The 22,750-nt window shown below is 68.5% G+C and carries 15 protein-coding genes and 2 rRNA genes (1 of these 17 only partly in view); 7 read left to right on the top strand and 10 right to left on the bottom strand.

The window, feature by feature from the left end:
• Positions 1-398 precede the first annotated feature (398 nt).
• Entirely contained in the window at positions 399-3,218 is a 2,820-nt protein-coding gene (gene secA, locus SPRI_RS22550; protein ID WP_053557242.1) for a preprotein translocase subunit SecA, read from the bottom strand.
• Between the two features lie 239 nt (positions 3,219-3,457).
• On the opposite strand from secA, the gene SPRI_RS22545 reads away from it, so the two are divergent.
• Both SPRI_RS22545 and SPRI_RS22540 read left to right on the top strand, forming a co-directional pair.
• Positions 3,458-4,036 (top strand): GNAT family N-acetyltransferase, encoded by a 579-nt coding sequence (locus tag SPRI_RS22545; protein ID WP_037776725.1) that lies wholly within the window; start codon positions 3,458-3,460, stop codon positions 4,034-4,036.
• Positions 4,037-4,163: 127 nt separating this feature from the next.
• Entirely contained in the window at positions 4,164-5,324 is a 1,161-nt protein-coding gene (locus SPRI_RS22540) for a winged helix-turn-helix domain-containing protein (protein WP_037774513.1), read from the top strand.
• 51 nt (positions 5,325-5,375) lie between these two features.
• Here the strand turns inward: SPRI_RS22540 and SPRI_RS22535 are convergent, their stop codons facing one another.
• The 7 genes from SPRI_RS22535 to mtnA form a co-directional block, all read right to left on the bottom strand.
• On the bottom strand, positions 5,376-6,137 hold the full coding sequence (locus tag SPRI_RS22535) for a response regulator (protein ID WP_005316851.1): 762 nt from the start codon (positions 6,135-6,137) through the stop codon (positions 5,376-5,378).
• 208 nt (positions 6,138-6,345) lie between these two features.
• Positions 6,346-7,038: a ribosome hibernation-promoting factor, HPF/YfiA family gene (hpf, locus tag SPRI_RS22530; protein ID WP_005316849.1), complete on the bottom strand. Its 693-nt coding sequence runs from the start codon at positions 7,036-7,038 to the stop codon at positions 6,346-6,348.
• 333 nt (positions 7,039-7,371) lie between these two features.
• Positions 7,372-8,097 carry a ComF family protein gene (locus SPRI_RS22525; RefSeq protein ID WP_063805410.1) on the bottom strand — a complete coding sequence of 242 codons (726 nt, stop codon included), beginning with the start codon at positions 8,095-8,097 and terminating at the stop codon, positions 7,372-7,374.
• Between the two features lie 75 nt (positions 8,098-8,172).
• Positions 8,173-10,029 (bottom strand): LpqB family beta-propeller domain-containing protein, encoded by a 1,857-nt coding sequence (locus tag SPRI_RS22520; RefSeq protein ID WP_005316845.1) that lies wholly within the window; start codon positions 10,027-10,029, stop codon positions 8,173-8,175.
• On the bottom strand, positions 10,019-12,016 hold the full coding sequence (mtrB, locus tag SPRI_RS22515; protein WP_078535328.1) for an MtrAB system histidine kinase MtrB: 1,998 nt from the start codon (positions 12,014-12,016) through the stop codon (positions 10,019-10,021). The genes SPRI_RS22520 and mtrB overlap by 11 nt, the downstream gene beginning before the upstream one ends.
• A gap of 1 nt (position 12,017) precedes the next feature.
• Entirely contained in the window at positions 12,018-12,707 is a 690-nt protein-coding gene (gene mtrA / locus SPRI_RS22510; RefSeq protein ID WP_005316841.1) for a two-component system response regulator MtrA, read from the bottom strand.
• 4 nt (positions 12,708-12,711) lie between these two features.
• Positions 12,712-13,857, bottom strand: a complete 1,146-nt coding sequence (gene mtnA / locus SPRI_RS22505) for an S-methyl-5-thioribose-1-phosphate isomerase (RefSeq protein WP_005316837.1) — start codon at positions 13,855-13,857, stop codon at positions 12,712-12,714.
• Between the two features lie 182 nt (positions 13,858-14,039).
• Between mtnA and SPRI_RS22500 the strand changes: the two genes are divergently transcribed.
• Genes SPRI_RS22500 through SPRI_RS22480 form a run of 5 tightly spaced genes read left to right on the top strand, consistent with a single transcriptional unit; the run spans position 14,040 to position 19,475 of the window.
• Entirely contained in the window at positions 14,040-15,263 is a 1,224-nt protein-coding gene (locus SPRI_RS22500) for a glycerophosphoryl diester phosphodiesterase membrane domain-containing protein (RefSeq protein ID WP_005316835.1), read from the top strand.
• Positions 15,264-15,267: 4 nt separating this feature from the next.
• Complete coding sequence (locus SPRI_RS22495; protein ID WP_005316833.1) at positions 15,268-15,954, top strand: DUF4129 domain-containing protein; 687 nt, start codon at positions 15,268-15,270, stop codon at positions 15,952-15,954.
• The gene (locus SPRI_RS22490) at positions 15,951-17,177 is read left to right on the top strand and encodes a DUF4350 domain-containing protein (protein WP_037774507.1); all 1,227 of its coding nucleotides are present in this window, start codon (positions 15,951-15,953) and stop codon (positions 17,175-17,177) included. Before SPRI_RS22495 ends, SPRI_RS22490 begins: the two co-directional genes overlap by 4 nt.
• Positions 17,174-18,157, top strand: coding sequence for an AAA family ATPase (locus SPRI_RS22485; protein ID WP_005316829.1), 984 nt, complete (start codon positions 17,174-17,176; stop codon positions 18,155-18,157). The genes SPRI_RS22490 and SPRI_RS22485 overlap by 4 nt, the downstream gene beginning before the upstream one ends.
• Positions 18,158-18,164: 7 nt before the next feature.
• Positions 18,165-19,475, top strand: coding sequence for a DUF58 domain-containing protein (locus tag SPRI_RS22480; protein WP_053557241.1), 1,311 nt, complete (start codon positions 18,165-18,167; stop codon positions 19,473-19,475).
• Between the two features lie 110 nt (positions 19,476-19,585).
• Here the strand turns inward: SPRI_RS22480 and rrf are convergent.
• Positions 19,586-19,702: ribosomal RNA gene (gene rrf, locus SPRI_RS22475) — 5S ribosomal RNA — on the bottom strand.
• 100 nt (positions 19,703-19,802) lie between these two features.
• A 23S ribosomal RNA gene (locus SPRI_RS22470) occupies positions 19,803-22,750 on the bottom strand (it continues 177 nt past the right edge of the window).

Genomic DNA, 22,750 nt, shown 5'->3' with positions numbered 1-22,750 from the left:
GAGCCTCTCCGGCCCGACGTTCGGCAGCCGGCTGCTCCACAGCGAGCCGACCAGCGGTCGCGCGCGACCCGGCGCCCGGCTACGCCGACCCAGCGCGCAGAGGCGGCCCGGCTGGGCATCGGTGTTCCCTGGCCCCGCGCGGAGCCTCATGCGCCCGGTAGGCCGGCAGCAACGACCCACGGGACTTTCCACCCGGCCGTTCGACCGGGCGGGCCGGGCCGGGGGCACCGGACACGTCCCGGCCCGGCCCGGCCGTTTCGGCGACCGGTCGCGCCCCGCACGCGACCAGGGCCCGGCCGGTCGAAGCCCGGTCGCGGCCGGCCCGCCGCGGCCGGGGAGACGCGGCCGGGGCCGGACACCCCATGGTGTCCGGCCCCGGCCGTCGGTACTGCGTGCCGTCACTTCTTGCGACGACGGCCCGCCGTCTTCTGGGCCTTGCGGCGCTCCGCGCGCGTCATCCCGTCCGACTCCGACCGGGACGAGCCGTCGCCGTTCTCGAAGTCGCCCTCGACCACGCCGCCCTCGCCGTCCACCGTCGGGGCGGAGAAGTGCAGCCGGTCGGGACGCTGCGGGGCCTCGAGACCCTTCGCGCGGATCTCGGGACGGCCGGCGCCGGCCGGAACCGCGTCCTCCTTGGCCAGCGAGGTCTTCGCCGCCGCGTCCTGCACCGGGACCTCCTCGACCTGCTGCTCGACCTGGACCTCCAGGTTGAACAGGTAGCCGACGGACTCCTCCTTGATGCCCTCCATCATGGCGGTGAACATGTCGAAGCCCTCGCGCTGGTACTCGACCAGGGGGTCCTTCTGCGCCATCGCGCGCAGGCCGATGCCCTCCTGGAGGTAGTCCATCTCGTAGAGGTGCTCGCGCCACTTGCGGTCCAGGACCGACAGCACCACGCGCCGCTCGAGCTCACGCATGATGTCCGAGCCGAGCTGCTTCTCACGCTCGTCGTACTGCTGGTGGATGTCTTCCTTGATCGAGTCGGCGATGAACTCGGCGGTGATGCCGGCACGGTCGCCGGCCGCCTCCTCCAGCTCCTCGACGGTGATCTTCACCGGGTAGAGCTGCTTGAACGCGCCCCACAGGCGGTCCAGGTCCCACTCCTCGGCGAAGCCCTCGACCGTCTCCGCCTGGATGTAGGCGTCGATGGTGTCGTCCATGAAGTGACGCACCTGCTCGTGCAGGTCCTCGCCCTCCAGGACGCGGCGGCGCTCGCCGTAGATGACCTCGCGCTGCCGGTTGAGCACCTCGTCGTACTTCAGGACGTTCTTACGGGTCTCGAAGTTCTGCTGCTCGACCTGGGACTGCGCGGAGGCGATCGCGCGGGTCACCATCTTGTTCTCGATCGGGACGTCGTCGGGCACGTTCGCCATCGACATCACGCGCTCGACCATCTGTGCCTTGAACAGGCGCATCAGGTCGTCGCCGAGCGAGAGGTAGAAACGGGACTCGCCCGGGTCGCCCTGACGGCCGGAACGACCGCGCAGCTGGTTGTCGATACGGCGGGACTCGTGGCGCTCGGTGCCCAGCACGTACAGGCCGCCGAGCTCCTTGACCTCGTCGTGCTCGGCCTTCACGGCCGCCTCAGCGCGCTCGAGCGCGGCGGGCAGGGCCGCGGCCCACTCCTCGACGTGCTCGACCGGGTCGAGACCGGCCTGGCGCAGCTCGGCCTCGGCCAGGTCGTCCGGGTTGCCGCCGAGCTTGATGTCGGTACCACGGCCGGCCATGTTCGTGGCGACGGTCACGGCGCCCTTGCGGCCGGCCTGGGCGACGATCGTCGCCTCACGGTCGTGCTGCTTGGCGTTGAGGACCTCGTGCTGGATGCCGCGCTTGCTCAGCTGCTGCGAGAGGTACTCGGACTTCTCGACCGAGGTGGTGCCGACCAGGATCGGCTGGCCCTTCTCGTGCTTCTCCGCGATGTCGTCGACGACGGCGGCGAACTTCGCGACCTCGGTGCGGTAGATCAGGTCGGACTGGTCCTTGCGGACCATCGGCCTGTTCGTCGGGATCGGCACGACACCGAGCTTGTAGATCTGGTGGAACTCGGCGGCCTCGGTCATGGCCGTACCGGTCATGCCGGACAGCTTGTCGTACAGGCGGAAGAAGTTCTGGAGGGTGATCGTGGCGAGGGTCTGGTTCTCGTCCTTGATGTCCACCCCTTCCTTCGCCTCGATCGCCTGGTGCATGCCCTCGTTGTAGCGGCGGCCGGCGAGGATACGGCCGGTGTGCTCGTCGACGATCATGACTTCGCCGTCGATGACGACGTAGTCCTTGTCCTTCTTGAACAGTTCCTTGGCCTTGATGGCGTTGTTCAGGTAGCCGACGAGGGGCGTGTTCACCGACTCGTAGAGGTTGTCGATGCCGAGCCAGTCCTCGACCTTGGCGACACCGGACTCGTGGATCGCGACGGTGCGCTTCTTCTCGTCGACCTCGTAGTCGCCGGTCTCCTCGATGCCCTTGAGCTGGTTGCCCGCCTCACCCCTGGTGAGGCGCGTCACCAGCTTGGCGAAGTCGCCGTACCACTTGGTGGCCTGGTCGGCGGGACCGGAGATGATCAGCGGCGTACGGGCCTCGTCGACGAGGATCGAGTCGACCTCGTCGACCACGGCGAAGTTGTGGCCGCGCTGGACGAGCTCGTCCTTGGACCACGCCATGTTGTCGCGCAGGTAGTCGAAACCGAACTCGTTGTTCGTGCCGTAGGTGATGTCGCAGTTGTACTGCTCACGGCGCTGGGCCGGCGACATGTTGGCGAGGATGCAGCCGACTTCGAGGCCCAGGAACTTGTGGACCCGGCCCATCATCTCGGAGTCACGCTCGGCGAGGTAGTCGTTCACCGTGATCAGGTGGACGCCCTTGCCGGACAGCGCGTTCAGATAGGTGGGGAGCGTGCCGACGAGGGTCTTGCCCTCACCGGTCTTCATCTCTGCGACATAGCCGAGGTGCAGGGCGGCGCCGCCCATGAGCTGGACGTCGTAGTGGCGCTGGCCGAGCACCCGCTTGGCGGCCTCACGCACGGTGGCGAAGGCCTCGGGAAGCAGGTCGTCCAGGCTCTCACCGTCTGCGTAACGCTGCTTGTACTCGTCCGTGAGCGCCCGCAACTCGGCGTCGGAGAGGTTGACGAAGTCCTCTTCGATGGAGTTGACCTGGTCCGCGATGCGGTGCAGTTTGCGCAGGATCTTGCCTTCGCCTGCACGCATGAGCTTGTTGAAGACGGACACTGAGGTTGGTCTCCTTGCCGGTCGGGCCTGGCACTGGGTCTGTGGTGGACACTGGCGCGGGCACGGCAGGTGGGCCCCACCGCATCGGCCATCGTAAGCGAGGACCCGGCCGCGTCGGGAGGTCCATGGCCACTGAGGCCTGCCGTCCGCCATCAGATGAACGCGCGGGAAGCGCCGAAGGTGCCGGTGGAGGGCCGAAAGTGCTCGCATCGGCGCGCCGCGGTGGCAAGAATCCCGGCATGGAGCCGATCACCCTCACCACCGAACGCCTGCTGCTGCGGACCTTCACCCCCGAGGACACGAAGTCCGTCCACCAGGCCTGTCAGGACCCCGACATCCAGCGGTGGACGACGGTTCCCTCCCCCTACGAATGGCAGCACGCCGCCGAGTTCACCGAGCAGACGGTCCCGGACGGCTGGCGCAACAGCACGATGTGCACCTTCGCCGTGCTGCCGCGGGAGGGCGGCCCGCTGATGGGCTCGGTCGCCGTGACCATGCGCACCTTCTCCGGCACGTGGGAGATCGGCTTCTGGACGGGCAAGGAGCACCGGGGCCGGGGCGTGATGGCGGAGAGCGTCACCGCCGTCTCCCACTGGGCCTTCATGAGACTGGGCGCCACCCGCCTGGAATGGCGCGCCGAGGTGGGGAACACCGCCTCCCGCGCGGTCGCCCAGAAGGCCGGCTTCCGCATGGAGGGGGAGCTGCGCGCGGCGCTCCTCAACAAGGACACCTTGCGCGACGTGTGGGTCGGTGGACTGCTTCCCTCCGACCTCGGACTGGCGAGCAATCATGCCTATCTGCCGGCACGCTCCTCCTGAGAGCCGCCCGCGCTGACGCCGTCATCAGTCACCCCGTCGTCGTCGGACGATGTGCCGTGATGCCGCCGGCGGGCGTCCCTTGCGGGCGGGGGCCGGACTGTCAGTGGCGCCCTCTATCGTGCGAGGCATGACGACGCCGCCGCCCACCCTCGAACTGTCCGCCGACGAGGCCCGCCGCATCGCCCTGCGCGCCCAGGGATTCCTGGGTGCTCCCGACAGGCGGGGCGGGGTCCGGGGCGTCCTGCGTCATCTCGGCGCCGTGCAGCTGGACACGATCTCGGTGCTGGCCCGCTCGCACGAGCTGATCCCGTACGCGAGGCTCGGCGCCGTCGGCCGCAAGGCGGTCGAGGATGCCTACTGGACGGGCGGGCACAGCTTCGAGTACTGGTCGCACGCGGCGTGCATCCTGCCCGTCGAGGAGTGGCCCCACTTCGCCTTCCGGCGGCGCGCCTACCGTGCCCGCCCGCAGTGGTACCACGATCTCCCGGACGGCGCGTACGACGCCGTGATCAAGCAGCTGCGTACGGAGGGCCCGCTGACCGCGACCGGTCTGGGCGGCGCGAACAACGGCGGCGAGTGGTGGGACTGGTCCGCCTCGAAGGTCGCCGTCGAACGGGCCCTGATGTACGGCGAGGTCGTCTGCACCGAGCGGCGCAGCTGGAAGCGGGTGTACGACCTCGCGGAGCGGGCGATCCCCGACTCCCTGCTGCACGACGACCTGGACGACACCGAGTGCCTGCGCCGTCTCGTCCGGCTGGCGGGCGAGTCGCTGGGCGTCGGCACGCGCACGGACATCGCGGACTACCACCGCATCAAGGGCGAGCAGTTCGACGCCGTGGTGGCGGACTCGGGGCTGGTGCCGGTCACCGTCCAGGGCTGGGCCAAGCCCGCCTGGGCGGATCCCGCGGCGCTCGCCTCCCCACCGCGCGGCCGGCACCGCACGACCCTGCTCTCGCCGTTCGACTCGCTCATCTGGGAGCGCCCGCGGACCGAGCGCATCTTCGGCTTCACCCACCGGCTGGAGGCCTACGTCCCCAAGCAGAAGCGGGTGCACGGCTATTTCGCGATGCCGCTGCTCGCGGGCGGGAAGCTGCTGGGCCGCGTCGACCCGGCACGTGAGGGCAGCACCCTGGTGGCGCGCCAGGTCTCGCTGGACACCCCGAAGGCCGTGGCCCCGATGGCGCAGGCGCTGCGGGAGGCTGCCGAGTGGGTGGGCTGCGACTCCGTCCGCGTCGAGCGGGTCGACCGCCCCGAGCTCACGGCGGACCTGGTGAAGGCCCTGGACTGACATCGCGGAACCGGTCGGCCCGCCCGGGCGGGCCGGATCCCGGAGCCTGGGCTACCGGATCTCGAGGATCTTCTCCCGCATCGCGTAGACCACGGCCTCCATCCGGGAGTGCAGCTGCAGTTTCTCCAGGATGTTGCGCACATGGTTCTTGACGGTGTTCTCCGAGATGAACAACTCCTTGGCGATGTCCCGGTTGTTCATGCCCGTCGCCACGAGCTTGAGTACCTCCAGCTCCCGGTCGGTGAGCCGGGGCGCCGGCACCAGCCTGCGCTCGTCGGTGCGCTGGATCATCGACTTGAACTCGGTGAGCAGCTTCGACGCCATGGAGGGGCTGATCTGCGACTGACCGTCCGCCACCGCGCGGATGGCGGTCGCGACCTCGTCCGTGGAGATCTCTTTGAGGAGATAGCCGGTGGCTCCCGCTTTGATCGCGTCGTAGAGATCGGCCTCCTCGTCACTGATCGTCAGCATGATGATCTTCGCGCTGGGGGCCACCTCCTTGATGGAGGTGCACGCCTCGATGCCGCCGCGCTTCGGCATCCGTACATCCATCAGCACGATGTCCGGCAGCAGGTCCGCAGCCTTGTCCACGGCCTCCGCGCCGTCGCCCGCCTCGCCGACGACCTCGATGCCCTCCTCGTGCGCGAGGACGATCTCCAGTCCCCGCCGGAACAGCGCATGGTCGTCGACGACCAGGACCCGGATGGGCTCCTTGCCCGCGCCACCCTCGCCCTCGCCGTGCCGTTCACCGTCCGCGTGCGATCCACCGGGGTGGCCCGTACTGCCGTGCACCGGACCGAAAGTGTCCGCCATCGTTCCTCCCCCTGGAGCCGTGGCCCGAAGATCATGTGTGGTCCGCCAACATCAGTGCGGGGCGCACCGGTTGGCTTACGACGTCATGCTTTCATGCCCGGGCGACAGCGCGGTGCCCCTGTTGCGGCGCGAGGGTGCCCCTGGGGGCGCACAAGGCGCTCCAGGGGCACCGGAATTCTTCGTCGGCCAGGGCTACGGGATTTCGGCGTCAGCCGCCGAGTGCGCCTCCGGCGCCACCGGCCTCGGACCCGGCCAGGGGGTCCGTCTCCAGGTGAATGACGCCGTAGTCGTAGGCGTGTCGCCGGTAGACGACACTGGGCTGCTTCGTCTCGGAGTCGACGAAGAGATAGAAGTCGTGCCCGACCAGCTCCATTTCGTAGAGCGCCTGGTCGAGCGTCATCGGTGCTGCTGTGTGCAGCTTCTCGCGGACCACCAGCGGTCCTTCGCCCTGCACCTCGATCGAGCCGATCTTGGTGGTGGGAACGGATTCGGCCGTCTCCTGGGCGAGGGGCTTGCCGTTGGTGGCGCTCAACTCTGCGACACCGGGGACGACATCGACCACCTCTGCCGCGGACAGGCGGCCGGCGCCACGCCGGTTGTAACGCTTCTCGTGCTGCTTGCGAAGGCGTGCCTCCAGCTTGCCGGTCGCGAGGTCCAGCGCTGCGTACGGGTCGGCGGCCGCGGCCTCGGCCCGGATCACCGGGCCCCGCGAGCGGAGTGTGATCTCCACGCGGTCGGAACGGTCGGCCTGCCGCGGGTTGTGCTCCTTGGACACCTCGACGTCCAGGCTGATCACCTTGCCGTCGAGCTTCTGGATCTTCTCCAGCTTCAGCTTCTCGGCCACGTGCTTGCGGAACCGCTCGGGCACCTCTGTCTTGCGGCCCTTGACGACGATGTCCACGCAGAACTCCGTTCCCGGATTCGCTCCGCCCGCTCACAGGCTGCGGAGCATCTCCCTCTTGCACCAGGCTCCGGTGATCTCCGGAGCCTCGGACTTGGCGACTTTCACCTCCTCCTCCCCAGTCGGCAAGATCTCCACCCACCCCAATTTCGAAGTAGTCGCCACCGCGCTTTCCCGGCCGGGAAACCGGCAGCCATTCGGTGAGGTGTGCTTGTCGCCATTCCTCACAACCGAACATAGCTCTCGGGGACGGGTGTCGGCACCCGCTACTCGGAGGTACCTCCGATCAGGGGTTTTCGTCCTGTCACTAGCTGCAACGACGCAGGTCGGCATTCAGTTCCGGTTTGGACCGAGGGACAGCGGTGGAACGGCGACGACCGCCGCCCGCGGCAGCACCGCGGTCAGTGGATCCACCCCGGTCGCGGCACTCACTGCTCGCGCCGCCTCGACGAGCGTCGCCCCCGTGGTCATGAGATCGTCCACGATCACCGCCGTGGCGCCCGCCAAGAGCCGCGCGCCACCGGACCGGACCTCCAGGGCCCCCGCCACGTTCGCGAGCCTCTCGCGGGCCGTGAGGCCCGCCTGGTCGGCCATCCGGCGCCGCTGGCGCAGTACGGGCAGCACTCCTGCTGTCCGGCCCCTGCGACGCAACTCGGCCGCCGCCGCAAGGGCGATCCGCCGTGCCGCGTCATGACCGCGCGCCCGGACGGCACTCGGCGCGGAGGGCACGGGCACCAGCAGCACAGGGCCGTCCGGGCCGTGCGCGTACCCGGCCGCCGCCCGCACGGCCTCGGCCAGTGCCGCCCCGAGCGGACGGGCCAGCCCGAGCGCGCCCCGCTCCTTGTGCGCCAGGATCACGGCCCGGACCGAGTCGGTGTAGGCCGCAGCGGCGTGCACCACGGGAAGGCCCGCGGGCTCCGGCACGGGTCTGGCCCGACGTGCCGTCCGCCCGAGGAGCGCCTGCCCGCACACCTCGCACAGCTGCGTACGGGGCGTGCCGCAGCCGCCGCAGACCGCAGGGATCACCAGACCGGAGATTTCGCGCCACCACGCCCGCATGAGGACCACTGTGGCAGGGCGGGCGATCAGCCGGCCGGCCCTGTGGACAACCCGGCCGTCCGCCCCCGCGCCCGACTACCCCGGGTAGACCGGCGCGGTGCCTTCCTTGACCAGCGTCTGCCAGTTGGCTCCGGCGGGCAGGCGCACGATGCCGTCCTCCTGCGAGTAGGCCACGAGCGGCTGACTCTCGTCGTCCGACGCGGCGACCGACTTCACCTGGTTGAGACCGGGCAGGATCCCCTTGGGGACGGTCGAGCCGTCCGTCTGGATGTAGCGCACCTGCTGAACACCGCCGGCCTCCTTGCCGACCACGACAAGCCGGCTCGGCCCCGCCCACGACACGGCCGTGACGGTCTCCATCTGCGGAGCGGCGGGCCGCAGTTCGGTGACGGTCACCACCGGATCGTCACTGTCGCCGTGCCGCTCCACACGCCCGATCTTCAGGGTCGTGCTGCCGCCCTCGGTCAGCAGCAGCGCGATCCGCGCACCGTCCGCGGACACCCTCACCGCCTGGATACGCGCCCCGTCCAGGCCCGGAACGATCCTGACCTCCTCAGGGGCGTCCGAGCCGTTCGGGAGGCGCTTCAGCGCCGGCCCGTCCGGATCCCGGTCGGCCACCCACAGATCCCCACGCCCGTCCCAGCTGGGCGCGGTCAGGCCGTTGTCGGGTCCCTTGCCGGCGCTGGTGATCACCGGGTCGGGCAGTCGGCTGTCGGAGACGATCGACGCCACGTACAGCCGGCTGAAGTCGCCGGCGACGACGGCGGCCTTGTGCTCGTCCCTCGCCACACCGACCGCGTCCAGCGCGAGGCGGCCGTCGCCGAAGGGGCCGGCCACGTTCTGCGGTTCGCCTGCCTCCGTGGCTCCGGCCGCCAGCAGGGCCAGACGGCGCTTGCTGTCGACGAAGTACTGGTTGTCCGGGCGGCCGGAGGAGTGGTCCGGCGCGTAGCCCTCGGCCTGGCCTGCGCTCATCACGCACAGCTGCGATCCGTTCGAGCGCAGCAGCTCGACCTGTTCGAGCCTCGCCGCCGACAGATCCTTGATGGTGAACATGATCTGCGCGGCCATCTTCATGCACTGCGTGCGCCCCACATTGGACGCCTTGTCGTCCAGCGGCACCTTCAGGCCGTTGCGGTCGTCGAACGACAGCGACGTGGCGCCGTCCTTGAGCTTCATCTCCGTACCGGTCGGGAACCGCGACTCGACGACCGGCTTCAGCCAGCTCGTCGGCCCTTCCAGCAGTGCCTTGACCGCCTGCGTCACCGGGTCCATCCGGGTCACCGGATCCTGCCGCTGCCTGATGTAGACCGGGTCGGCGACCACGACATCGCGTCCGGAGGCGAAGTAGTACTTGTTGACCGAGCGGTAGTTGCGCTCGAAGTCGGACGCGCCCAGCAGCAGCCCTGCGGGCAGGCTGTCGATGCGCCACTGCTTGCCGTCGGGGCCGGCCTTCTGCGACAGATGGATGGTCCGGCGGTACTCGCTCGGCGTGACGGGCTGATAGGCGTGCTGCGCGTCGACGGTGGCGATGTGCCGTCCGAGCAGCGGATAACTCATCCCGGGGTTGTCCCGGCGGCCGGGCACCGGCACGCCCGGGTCGGGAGCCGACGCCAGCACCGTCGTGCTCTCCTCCGGCTGCCACTTCTCCGACGCCTCCGGAGTCAGGTACGAACGCGCCGTGTCGAAGTTGGTGTCGTCACTGGTCATCGCCTCGAGGAAGCCTGTGACGATCTCGTCCGGGGTCGCGTCCTTCCTCGGCGGCACCGCGTACACCCGCACCTGCGAGTCGGCCCGCTGCGACGCCTTGACGGCATGGACGTCACCGCTGTCCGGCATCGAGGCGCACCCGGCCAGCAGCACACCACTGCAGCCGAGCAGCGCCGATGCCCGCCGAATGCCCGCCTGCCCGTTACGACGGGGATCAGCGCCCACGAGTCGTGTCCTCCCGCTCCGATGAAGCCCTCGCCGCGGGGAGGTCGCCCCGCTCTCCTGCCTGCCGCGCCACCACCCGTGAGCCGTTGCCCGGCAGCGCCGTCGGGTCGACCTCGGGAGGCGCGGACCGCGGCGGCAGCGACGACTTGTCCGACCCGCTCTGGACGGGCACGGACGTCATCCGGTGCCCGTTCGCCTCAGGTTTCCCCGACGAGGCGGCACGCTCCCGGTTCTGCCGCGAGTCCTCCGGCTCCAGCGGTATCGGCGAGCCGCGCAGCGGCTCGTCCGCCGTACGCGGCAGGGTCAGGCGGAACTGCGAACCGCCGCCCGGCTCGCCCCACGCCTGCAGCCAGCCACCGTGCAGCCTGGCGTCCTCGACGGCGATCGACAGCCCGAGGCCGGTACCGCCCGTGGTCCGTGCACGCGCCGGATCGGCACGCCAGAACCTGTTGAACACGCGGGTCGCCTCGCCGGGCTTGAGACCCACACCGTAGTCCCGCACGGCGACGGCGACGGCGCCGCCGGCCACGGCCATGCGGACCACGACATCCTTGCCGTCACCGTGCTCGACGGCGTTGACCACGAGGTTGCGCAGCACCCGCTCGACCCGCCGGGCGTCGGCCTCGGCGACGACGGGCTGCTCGTCACCGACCACCCGTATCCGGCTGCCCTTGCGCTCCGCCAACGGCTCGGCGCCGCCGATGACCCGCCGGACGACCTCGCGCAGGTCTATCGGCTCCGCCTCGAGCGCGGCGGCGCCCGCGTCGAACCGGCTGATCTCCAGCAGGTCGGACAGCAGCGACTCGAAGCGGTCGAGCTGGTCGCCGAGCAGCTCCGCGGAGCGCGCCGTCACCGGGTCGAAGTCGCTGCGGGCCTCGTGGATCACGTCGGCGGCCATCCGCACCGTCGTCAGCGGCGTACGCAGCTCGTGCGAAACGTCCGAGACGAAGCGGCGCTGCATCCTGGAGAGCTCCTCGAGCTGCTGGATCTTCAGCTGGAGGTTCTGGGCCATCTTGTTGAAGGCCTCGCCGAGCCGCGCGATGTCGTCCTCACCGGTGACCTTCATCCGCTCCTGGAGCCGGCCCGCCGCGAGACGCTCCGCGATCCCGGCCGCCATCCGTACGGGGGTGACGATCTGGCGCACCACCAGCCAGGCGATCGCGCCGAGCAGCACCACGACGAAGAGGCCGGCCGTGGCGAGGGTGCCTCTGACCAGGTTCAGCGACTGCTCCTCCTGCGCCAGCGGGAAGAGGTAGTACAGCTCGTAGGGATTGCCCTCGATGTCGTTGAGCTGCGTGCCCACGACGAGCCCGGGCTCGGGCTCGACCACGTTGTCCGTGTACCGGATGCTGAGGTACGTCTCGAACGTCCCTCCGCCCTGGCGCACGGCGTCCCGCAGGTCCTGCGGGATGCTGGCCGGGTCCACGCCCCCTGAGGTACGTGGCGCACGGCTGGTGCCCGCGCCCTGGGCGTCGGCGCTGAGCGCGACCACGTTGAAGGCGCCCTGGCCGCCGCTGGAGAGCTGCACCACGAGATCGGAGCGCCAGGTACGGGCGTTTCCGTCGGCGGCGTTGTCGCCCTGCCCGCCGCCGGGGCCGATCGGCGCGTTCGCCTTCTCCCTGGCCACGGCGAAACCGCCGGCCGCCTGGCTCTGCGCCGCCCTGCCCTTCGCGTCGAGCAGACCGTTGCGCACCTGCCCGATGACGACGAAGCCGAGCAGCACCACCACGCCGAGTGACATCAGGAGTGTGCTCACGACCACCCGGAGCTGGATGTTCCGTCGCCACAGCCTCACGGCGGGGAGCAGCGGACGGCGCACCCAGCGCATGACGAGCCGCGGCACCGGCCCGCCGGGGGCGCTTTCCTGGAGCATCCGTCCGCCATGGAGCAGGCGGCCGAATCGCGAGGGCCCACGCCCCGGTCCGGCAGCCCGCCCCGTACGGACCCCCGGCTCGCCGGGCTTCGGAGCAACGCTGCCACTGGACATGTCAGCTCGGCCCGGCCTTGTAACCGACACCACGGACGGTCACCACGATCTCCGGCCGCTCCGGGTCCTTCTCGACCTTGGAGCGCAGCCGCTGCACATGGACGTTCACCAGCCGGGTGTCGGCGGCGTGGCGGTAACCCCACACCTGCTCCAGCAGCACCTCACGGGTGAAGACCTGCCAGGGCTTGCGCGCGAGCGCGACCAGCAGGTCGAACTCCAGCGGGGTGAGCGCTATCGACTGCCCGTCCCGCTTCACCGAGTGACCGGCGACGTCGATGACCAGGTCCCCGATCGTCAGCTGCTCCGGCGCGGGCTCCTCCGACCTCCGAAGCCTCGCCCGGATCCGGGCGACCAGCTCCTTCGGCTTGAAGGGCTTGACGATGTAGTCGTCGGCCCCGGACTCGAGCCCGACCACGACATCGACGGTGTCGCTCTTGGCAGTGAGCATCACGATCGGAACACCCGACTCGGCCCGGATCAGCCTGCACACCTCGATGCCGTCCCGTCCGGGCAGCATGAGGTCGAGCAGCACCAGATCCGGCTTGGCCTCCCTGAAAGCGGCAAGTGCCTTGTCACCGTCCGCTACGAACGACGGCTCGAAACCTTCACCACGCAGCACAATGCCGAGCATCTCGGCCAGTGCGGTGTCGTCGTCGACGACAAGGACTCGTCCCTTCATAAACGACATCATCCCATTAGCTAATCGTTACCTGGCGTGACCTGGCACACAGCTCCGCTACGCCGCCCACGGTGACGGGCGACAACACCCCCTCCTCGGTGACGATCGCCGTCACCAGATCCGGCGGCGTGACATCGAATGCGGGGTTGTACGCCTGGGTTCCCAGGGGGGCCACTGTCTGCCCGCCGCTTCCGGCGCCGGCCACTGCGGACTGCGGGGATGTTACCTCCGTCACCTCGTGTCCAGGCCGCTGCTCCACCTCGATCGTCGAGCCGTCCGGTGTGGCGAGGTCGATCGTCGTCGTAGGGGCGACCACCACGAACGGCACGTGGTGGTACTTGGCGAGGACGGCCAGCGGATAGGTCCCGACCTTGTTCGCCACCGAGCCGTCCGCGGCGATCCGGTCCGCCCCGACCAGCACGGCGTCCACCTCTCCGGCCGCGAACAGGGATCCCGCGGCGTTGTCCGTCAGCAGCGTGTACGGCAGCCCGTTTCGTGCCGCCTCGTAGGCGGTGAGCCGTGAGCCCTGCAGCAGCGGCCGCGTCTCGTCCACCCACAGGCGCTGGAGCCGGCCCGCGCGGTGCGCCGAGAGCGCGACGGCGAACGCCGTCCCCTCGCCACCGGACACCAGTGCCCCGGTGTTGCAGTGCGTCAGGATCCGGTGACCCCCGCCGGGGAGCAGCTCGTCCAGCAGCGCCAGACCGTGCCCGGCCATCAGCCTGCTGGCCTCCGCGTCACGGCGGTGCAGTTCCTCGGCCGCCGCGAGCGCCGCACGGGCCGCCTGTTCGCTGTCGGCCCCGCGCTCGACGGCGGTCCGGTACGCGGACGCCGCCAGCCGCACCCCGTACCCGAGGTTCACCGCGGTGGGCCGCGCGGTCTCCAGGAGCTCCGCGGCCTCGTCCACGTCGAAGCCCCGCAGCGCCGCGAGCGCCACCCCGTACGCACCGGCGATCCCGAGGAGCGGCGCCCCGCGAACAGCGAGCGTCTGGATCGCGCGCACCAGGACCGGAACGTCGGTGCAGACCAGCTCGACCTCCTCGGCGGGGAGCCGGGTCTGGTCGAGAAGCACCAGTACGGGTCCTTCGGGCGGCTCGTCCCAACGCAGCACAGGAAGCTTCGACGGCTCGCTGCCCACCGGGTTTTGTACGTACTGATCAGCCATCCGCCCAGTCTGCCCGGTGCCGGTCCGACAATGAAGGTACGAAGGTGACCCGGGCCCCGGTCCGCCGACCGCCCGCGCGTGGCACGATGGCAGCCAACCGGCCGCCCGGACAGGCGGAAGGACACTGTGAACGCGCCGGCTCGACGAGCCGGCCCCGTGAACGATCCATGAGGTGGACGACCGTGAACGACACTCCGGGTTGGGCATCGCCCGGATCGGCTCCTTCCGAAGGGCAGAACGGCCCCGGCGTACCGCATCAGGCGCCGCCCGCGGACGGAAGCGGTCCTACCTCGAAGTGGTCCAAGGAGCAGCCCCCTCCCGGACAGTGGTCCGCGCCGACCGGTCCCGGCCAGGTCCCCGGCCCGCCCCCGCCGCAGTGGGGCGGCGGCAGGCACCACGACGGCGGCTGGGGCAGGCCCCCCGCCGCGGCCAAGCCAGGTGTCATCCCGCTCCGCCCCCTCGGCGTCGGCGAGATCCTCGACGGTGCGGTGTCCACGCTGCGCGCACACTGGCGCACGGTCCTGAGTGTGACGATCACGGTTTCCGTCATCTCCCAGATCTGCAGCATCCTCGTGGAGCGCTACCTGCTCCCGGCGCCTCCCGAGGTCGATCCCGACGCCACGCCCGAGGAAGCCCTGGAGCAGTCCGTCGAGTCGCTGCAGTCGAGCCTGGTGGCCCTCGGCCCCGCCCTGTTGATCACCTTGATCGGCACCCTGCTCACCACCGCACTGCTCACCGTGGTGATCAGCCGCTCGGTGCTCGGCCGCCCGATCACCCTCGCCGAGGCCTGGCGCGAGGCCCGGCCGCGACTCCCGCACCTTCTGGGCCTCACCCTGCTGCTGCCGCTGGGCAGCGCCACGATCATGACCGTCGGCGTACTCCCGGGGATGCTGATCGGCGGCGCGGGTGTCCTGCTCTCCGTGGTCGGCGGTCTCGCCGCTCTCACCGTCATCATCTGGCTGATGGTCCGCTTCGCCCTGGCCTCCCCCGCCCTCGTGCTGGAACGTCAAGGCGTCATTACGTCCCTGCGCCGCTCCGCCAAGCTCGTCCAGGGCGCCTGGTGGCGGGTCTTCGGGATCACGCTGCTGACCCTGCTGCTGGTCTTCGTCGTGAGCATGGTCATCGCCATCCCGTTCACGATCATCGGCTTCGCGGTGGACGGCGCCGGAGTCGGCGATCTGTTCACCGGAACCGGACCCGACTTCGGCTGGCCCTTCCTGATCATCACGGGCATCGGATCCGTGATCGCCTCGTCGATCACCTACCCGATCTCCGCCGGTGTGACGGTGCTCCTCTACGTGGACCAGCGCATCCGCCGCGAAGCGCTCGACCTCGAACTCGCGCGGGCAGCCGGGCTCTCCGGCTACGGATCGGCACCTCCCGGTAACCGATCCACCGGGGGCTGATGCGGTGTTGGGCACGGGGGGCGCGACGGCGGCACTGCTGTTCGGAGCGAGCGACGACGTACCGGTGGACACTCCACGCGATCCGGCCCGCGAGGCGGCGGAGCGGGAACTGTCCAGGCCGATGTACCACGAGAACGACCCGAACCTCCTCGAGCGCGCCCTCGACCGCTTCTGGGAGTGGGTCGACGGCCTCTTCGGTGCCGCCTCGAGCGGCGCGCCCGGCGGCGTGATCGGCCTGATCGCCATCATCCTCGTCGTCCTCGCCCTCGCGGCCGCGCTGTGGTGGCGGCTCGGTAAGCCCCAGCGCACCGTCCGTACCGCGGACTCGCTCTTCGAGGAGGGCCCGCGCAGCGCCTCTGCGCACCGCAGCGCGTCGGACAAGCACGCCGCCGCCGAGCGATGGAACCAGGCCGTGCAGGAGCGGATGCGCGCCATCGTCCGCTCCTTGGAAGAGCGCACCCTCCTCGACCCCAGGCCGGGCCGCACCGCCGACGAGGCCGCCGCGGAAGCGGGGCGCACGCTCCCCCACCACGCCGACGAACTGCGTGCCGCGGCCCGCGTCTTCGACGACGTCACGTACGGCGGTCGCACCGCCGACCGGCAGGCGTACGAACGGCTCCGGGACCTGGACCTCGACCTGGAGAACAGCAAGCCCCTGTCGGCCACCGCTGCAGAGGGAGCCGCCGAATGACCGGCCTCACGAGCAGCGCGACGTCCATGTCGCCCTCCACCCGCCAGGTGTGGAACCGCGTCCGTGGCCTGCTCCTCGTGCTCCTGCTTCTCGTCGTGGCCGGCATCGCCATGGCAGCACTGCGGTCGGGTGATCACCACGGCCGCCTCGACCCGCGCTCCGTGGACCGGAACGGCAGCCGTGCTGTCGCCGAGCTCCTGAAGAACCGGGGGGTCACCACCAGGGTCGTCACCACCCTTGAGGACGCCACCTCCGCGGCCGGCGCCGACACCACCGTCCTCGTCACCGAGCCCGACATGCTGACGGCCGCTCAGCAGCAGACCTTCCGGTCCGCGACCGCCTCCGCCGGCGGACGGACCGTGCTGATGGCCGCCGGTCCCGCCTCCGTCGGCACACTCGCGCCAGGCGTCGACATCGGCTCCCGGACCGAGGTGTCCGAGCGCAGCCCTCGATGCGATCTCCCCGCCGCCCGCCGTGCGGGCAGCGCCGATCTCGGCGGCGAGCGTTACGTCACCGAGGCGCCCGGCGCCGACAGGTGCTACCCGAGCGGCGGCCTTCCGTCCCTCGTGAGGCTCGACGCGCCGAACGGCGGCGACACCGTCCTCCTCGGCGCTCCGGACATCCTCTACAACGATCGTCTCGACAAGCACGGCAATGCCTCCCTCGCCCTGCAACTCCTCGGGTCCCACCCCGAACTGGTCTGGTACATCCCTTCACTCGACGACCCCTCCGCGGCGCTCCCCACCGACGGAGACGGCGACGACCAGGGCAGCGGCGAAAGTGACGGCGAGGACGCGTTCCTCGACCTGATCCCCGGTGGCTGGCTGTGGGGCAGTCTGCAACTCCTCGTGGCGGCCGTCCTGGCGGCCGTATGGCGTGCCCGCCGGCTCGGCCCTCTGGTGACCGAACAACTGCCGGTGGCCATCCGCGCGTCGGAGACCACCGAGGGCCGTGCCCGCCTCTACCGCAAGGTGAACGCGCGTGACCGCGCCGCCGCCTCGCTCCGCTCCGCCACCAGAACCCGCCTTGCCCCGCTTCTCGGTGTCTCCGCCGCCGACACGCACTCGCCCGAAGTCCTGCTTCCCGCGGTCTCCGCGCACCTCCCCGATGGTGAGCACGACCTCCGTGAACTCCTCTTCGGCGCTCCCCCGGCCGACGACACCGCACTCGTCCGACTCGCAGACCAACTCGACGCCCTCGAAAGAGAGGTACGCACCTCATGAGCGCCCCGACCCCCGAGACAGCCGAGAGCTCGGACCGCGCCCGCGCCTCCCTGGAGGCCCTGCGCACCGAGATCGCCAAGGCCGTGGTCGGCCAGGACCCCGCTGTCACCGGTCTCGTCGTGGCTCTGCTCTGCCGCGGTCACGTCCTTCTCGAGGGAGTACCTGGCGTCGCCAAGACACTCCTGGTGCGGGCCCTGGCTGCATCGCTCGAGCTCGACACGAAGCGCGTCCAGTTCACGCCCGACCTGATGCCCAGCGATGTCACCGGGTCCCTCGTCTACGACAGCCACACGTCAGAGTTCTCGTTCCAGCCCGGACCGGTCTTCACGAACCTTCTCCTCGCTGACGAGATCAACCGCACGCCGCCCAAGACGCAGTCGTCGCTCCTCGAAGCGATGGAGGAGCGACAGGTGACGGTCGACGGCACCCCTCGCCTCCTCCCCGATCCCTTCCTCGTCGCCGCGACGCAGAACCCCGTCGAGTACGAAGGCACTTACCCCCTTCCGGAAGCACAGCTGGACCGCTTCCTCCTCAAGTTGACGGTCCCCCTTCCGTCCCGCGAGGACGAGATCAATGTCCTGACCCGGCACGCGGAGGGCTTCAACCCCCGCGACCTCGAAGCTGCGGGGGTGCGTCCCGTCGCCGGCCCCGCGGAGTTGGAAGCCGCCCGTCTCGCCGTGGCCAAGACATCCGTCTCGGCCGAGATCGCCGCCTACGTCGTCGATATCTGTCGTGCCACCCGTGAATCCCCCTCACTGACCTTGGGCGCCTCCCCGCGAGGCGCAACCGCGCTGCTGTCCACCGCCCGCGCCTGGGCCTGGCTCACCGGGCGCGACTACGTCATCCCGGACGATGTGAAGGCCCTCGCCCTGCCCACCCTTCGGCACCGGCTCCAGCTCCGGCCCGAGGCGGAGATGGAGGGAGTCACCGCCGACTCCGTCATCACCGCGATCCTCGCCCACGTCCCCGTACCGCGATGAGGCACTGATGGCCCTCACCGGACGAACCGCACTCCTGGCCGCGCTCGGCTCACTTCCCGTAGGCATCCTCGCTCCGAGCTGGACCGGGATGCTCGCTGTCAACGCGCCCCTCTCACTCGCAATCCTGTGCGACTACGCCCTCGCCGCGCCAGTGCGAACGCTCCGGTTCACCCGAAGTGGTGACACATCCGTTCGACTCGGTGACGCCGCGAAAGTCGACCTGATGGTCACCAACCCTTCAGAGCGGCGGCTGCGAGCCGATCTCCGCGATGCCTGGCCGCCCAGCAGCTGGCTGCCGGGGGCCGAGCAGACTGCCTCACGCCACAGGTTGAGCATCCCGGCCGGCGAGCGCCGTCGGCTCACCACGGTCCTGCGGCCCACACGACGGGGCGACCGCCGGCCGGAGCGCATCACGGTCCGCTCCTACGGCCCCCTGGGCCTGGCGGCCCGGCAGGGCAATCACGACGTCCCTTGGACGGTCCGCGTCCTCCCGCCCTTCACGAGCCGCAAGCATCTGCCGTCCCGCCTGGCGCGACTGCGCGAACTCGACGGCCGTACCAGCGTCCTGATCCGGGGCCAGGGAACGGAGTTCGACAGTCTTCGCGACTACGTCCCCGGGGACGACACTCGGTCCATCGACTGGCGGGCCACCGCTCGCCGGACCACCGTGGCCGTCCGCACCTGGCGCCCGGAACGCGACCGGCACATCCTCATCGTTCTCGACACGGGGCGGACCTCGGCCGGACGCGTCGGGGACGTCCCACGCCTGGACGCCGCGATGGACGCCGCGCTCCTGCTGGGCGCGTTGGCGTCACGCGCGGGTGACCGAGTGGGCCTGCTGGCGTACGACCGGCGCATCCGCGCCCAGGTCGTCGGGCGGTCCGCCGGTGACGTGCTTCCGGCCATGGTCAACGCTTTCGCTCCTCTGGAGCCGGAACTCGTCGAGACGGACGCCCGCGGCCTCAGCGCAGCCGCGCTGACGAACGCTCCCCGCCGGTCCCTCATCGTCCTTCTGACGAGCCTCGACGCCGCTCCGGTCGAGGAGGGCCTGCTGCCCGTCCTCCCGCAGCTCACGCAGCGCCACACCGTCCTGGTGGCCTCTGTGGCCGATCCTCACATCGAACGCATGAAGGCGACGCGCGGCTCGGTCGAGGGTGTCTACGACGCAGCGGCAGCGACCCAGGCCCAGTCCCAGCGGAACCGCGCGGCGGAGCAGTTGCAGCGCCACGGTGTCACGGTTGTGGATGCGACACCGGAGAAGATCGCACCCGCTCTCGCCGATGCGTATCTCGCTCTCAAAGCAGCCGGTCGCCTCTGATTCCCTCAGACGCGGCCGGCTCGCGCCGGCACGGGTGGGCCTGTATCCGGAACTGTCCCTGAACACAGGAAAGCCCCGCACCAGAGGTGCGGGGCTTTCCCACAATGATTGTTCGGCGGCGTCCTACTCTCCCACAGGGTCCCCCCTGCAGTACCATCGGCGCTGAAAGGCTTAGCTTCCGGGTTCGGAATGTAACCGGGCGTTTCCCTAACGCAATGACCACCGAAACTCTATGAAGATGTCCGAACTACCAGCCGGCAACCCCACCAAAAGGCAGGGTCGGGCGAGTTCGTTACTTCAGAACTAACACAGTGGACGCGAGCAACTGAGGACAAGCCCTCGGCCTATTAGTACCGGTCAACTCCACCCCTTACAGGGCTTCCATATCCGGCCTATCAACCCAGTCGTCTACTGGGAGCCTTACCCTCTCAAGGAGGTGGGAGTCCTCATCTCGAAGCAGGCTTCCCGCTTAGATGCTTTCAGCGGTTATCCTTTCCGAACGTAGCCAACCAGCCATGCCCTTGGCAGGACAACTGGCACACCAGAGGTTCGTCCGTCCCGGTCCTCTCGTACTAGGGACAGCCCTTCTCAAGACTCCTACGCGCACAGCGGATAGGGACCGAACTGTCTCACGACGTTCTAAACCCAGCTCGCGTACCGCTTTAATGGGCGAACAGCCCAACCCTTGGGACCGACTCCAGCCCCAGGATGCGACGAGCCGACATCGAGGTGCCAAACCATCCCGTCGATATGGACTCTTGGGGAAGATCAGCCTGTTATCCCCGGGGTACCTTTTATCCGTTGAGCGACGGCGCTTCCACAAGCCACCGCCGGATCACTAGTCCCGACTTTCGTCCCTGCTCGACCCGTCGGTCTCACAGTCAAGCTCCCTTGTGCACTTACACTCAACACCTGATTGCCAACCAGGCTGAGGGAACCTTTGGGCGCCTCCGTTACCCTTTGGGAGGCAACCGCCCCAGTTAAACTACCCATCAGACACTGTCCCTGATCCGGATCACGGACCCAGGTTAGACATCCAGCACGACCAGAGTGGTATTTCAACGACGACTCCACCTGAACTGGCGTCCAAGCTTCACAGTCTCCCACCTATCCTACACAAGCCGAACCGAACACCAATATCAAACTGTAGTAAAGGTCCCGGGGTCTTTCCGTCCTGCTGCGCGAAACGAGCATCTTTACTCGTAGTGCAATTTCACCGGGCCTATGGTTGAGACAGTCGAGAAGTCGTTACGCCATTCGTGCAGGTCGGAACTTACCCGACAAGGAATTTCGCTACCTTAGGATGGTTATAGTTACCACCGCCGTTTACTGGCGCTTAAGTTCTCAGCTTCGCCACCCCGAAGAGTGACTAACCGGTCCCCTTAACGTTCCAGCACCGGGCAGGCGTCAGTCCGTATACATCGCCTTACGGCTTCGCACGGACCTGTGTTTTTAGTAAACAGTCGCTTCTCGCTGGTCTCTGCGGCCACCCCCAGCTCACCGAGTAAATCGGATCACCAGTGATGGCCCCCCTTCTCCCGAAGTTACGGGGGCATTTTGCCGAGTTCCTTAACCATAGTTCACCCGAACGCCTCGGTATTCTCTACCTGACCACCTGAGTCGGTTTAGGGTACGGGCCGCCATGAAACTCGCTAGAGGCTTTTCTCGACAGCATAGGATCATCCACTTCACCACAATCGGCTCGGCATCAGGTCTCAGCCTTGATGTGAGGCGGATTTGCCTACCTCACGGCCTACACCCTTACCCCGGGACAACCACCGCCCGGGCTGGACTACCTTCCTGCGTCACCCCATCGCTTACCTACTACAAGTCTGGTTCGTCGGCTCCACCACTCCGACCTCGTCCGAAGACTCAGCCGGCGGCTTCACGGACTTAGCATCGCCTGATTCGATATTGGGCGTTTCAAAGCGGGTACCGGAATATCAACCGGTTGTCCATCGACTACGCCTGTCGGCCTCGCCTTAGGTCCCGACTTACCCTGGGCAGATCAGCTTGACCCAGGAACCCTTAGTCAATCGGCGCACACGTTTCTCACGTGTGTATCGCTACTCATGCCTGCATTCTCACTCGTGAACCGTCCACAACTCGCTTCCGCGGCTGCTTCACCCGGCACACGACGCTCCCCTACCCATCCCAGCGGGCGTTGGCCCTCATGCTGGAATGACACGACTTCGGCGGTACGCTTGAGCCCCGCTACATTGTCGGCGCGGAATCACTTGACCAGTGAGCTATTACGCACTCTTTCAAGGGTGGCTGCTTCTAAGCCAACCTCCTGGTTGTCTCTGCGACTCCACATCCTTTCCCACTTAGCGTACGCTTAGGGGCCTTAGTCGATGCTCTGGGCTGTTTCCCTCTCGACCATGGAGCTTATCCCCCACAGTCTCACTGCCGCGCTCTCACTTACCGGCATTCGGAGTTTGGCTAAGGTCAGTAACCCGGTAGGGCCCATCGCCTATCCAGTGCTCTACCTCCGGCAAGAAACACACGACGCTGCACCTAAATGCATTTCGGGGAGAACCAGCTATCACGGAGTTTGATTGGCCTTTCACCCCTAACCACAGGTCATCCCCCAGGTTTTCAACCCTGGTGGGTTCGGTCCTCCACGAAGTCTTACCTCCGCTTCAACCTGCCCATGGCTAGATCACTCCGCTTCGGGTCTAGAGCGTGCAACTCAATCGCCCTGTTCGGACTCGCTTTCGCTACGGCTTCCCCACACGGGTTAACCTCGCTACACACCGCTAACTCGCAGGCTCATTCTTCAAAAGGCACGCAGTCACGACTGCATGTGCAAGCACATACAGCGACGCTCCCACGGCTTGTAGGCACACGGTTTCAGGTACTATTTCACTCCGCTCCCGCGGTACTTTTCACCATTCCCTCACGGTACTATCCGCTATCGGTCACCAGGGAATATTTAGGCTTAGCGGGTGGTCCCGCCAGATTCACACGGGATTTCTCGGGCCCCGTGCTACTTGGGTGTCTCTCAAACGAGCCGTTGATGTTTCAGCTACGGGGGTCTTACCCTCTACGCCGGACCTTTCGCATGTCCTTCGCCTACATCAACGGTTTCTGACTCGTCTCATTGCCGGCAGACAATGAAAGAGAGATCCCACAACCCCGTATGCGCAACCCCTGCCGGGTATCACACGCATACGGTTTGGCCTCATCCGGTTTCGCTCGCCACTACTCCCGGAATCACGGTTGTTTTCTCTTCCTGAGGGTACTGAGATGTTTCACTTCCCCTCGTTCCCTCC

The sequence above is a fragment of the Streptomyces pristinaespiralis genome, from assembly GCF_001278075.1.
GTDB classification, from domain to species: Bacteria; Actinomycetota; Actinomycetes; order Streptomycetales; family Streptomycetaceae; genus Streptomyces; species Streptomyces pristinaespiralis.
The sequence above is the reverse complement of the archived record's forward strand: the minus strand, read 5'-3'. Positions and strand labels throughout refer to the sequence as shown.

What these genes read in the sequence shown, in the direction of transcription:
- SPRI_RS22545 (WP_037776725.1), top strand. Translation starts at nt 3,458, where the DNA reads ATGGAGCCGATCACCCTCACCACCGAACGCCTGCTGCTGCGGACCTTC.
- SPRI_RS22540 (WP_037774513.1), top strand. Translation starts at nt 4,164, where the DNA reads ATGACGACGCCGCCGCCCACCCTCGAACTGTCCGCCGACGAGGCCCGC.
- mtrA (WP_005316841.1), bottom strand. Translation starts at nt 12,707, where the DNA reads ATGATGTCGTTTATGAAGGGACGAGTCCTTGTCGTCGACGACGACACC.
- mtnA (WP_005316837.1), bottom strand. Translation starts at nt 13,857, where the DNA reads ATGGCTGATCAGTACGTACAAAACCCGGTGGGCAGCGAGCCGTCGAAG.
- SPRI_RS22535 (WP_005316851.1), bottom strand. Translation starts at nt 6,137, where the DNA reads ATGGCGGACACTTTCGGTCCGGTGCACGGCAGTACGGGCCACCCCGGT.
- SPRI_RS22485 (WP_005316829.1), top strand. Translation starts at nt 17,174, where the DNA reads ATGAGCGCCCCGACCCCCGAGACAGCCGAGAGCTCGGACCGCGCCCGC.
- SPRI_RS22525 (WP_063805410.1), bottom strand. Translation starts at nt 8,097, where the DNA reads ATGCGGGCGTGGTGGCGCGAAATCTCCGGTCTGGTGATCCCTGCGGTC.
- mtrB (WP_078535328.1), bottom strand. Translation starts at nt 12,016, where the DNA reads ATGTCCAGTGGCAGCGTTGCTCCGAAGCCCGGCGAGCCGGGGGTCCGT.
- SPRI_RS22480 (WP_053557241.1), top strand. Translation starts at nt 18,165, where the DNA reads ATGGCCCTCACCGGACGAACCGCACTCCTGGCCGCGCTCGGCTCACTT.
- SPRI_RS22490 (WP_037774507.1), top strand. Translation starts at nt 15,951, where the DNA reads ATGACCGGCCTCACGAGCAGCGCGACGTCCATGTCGCCCTCCACCCGC.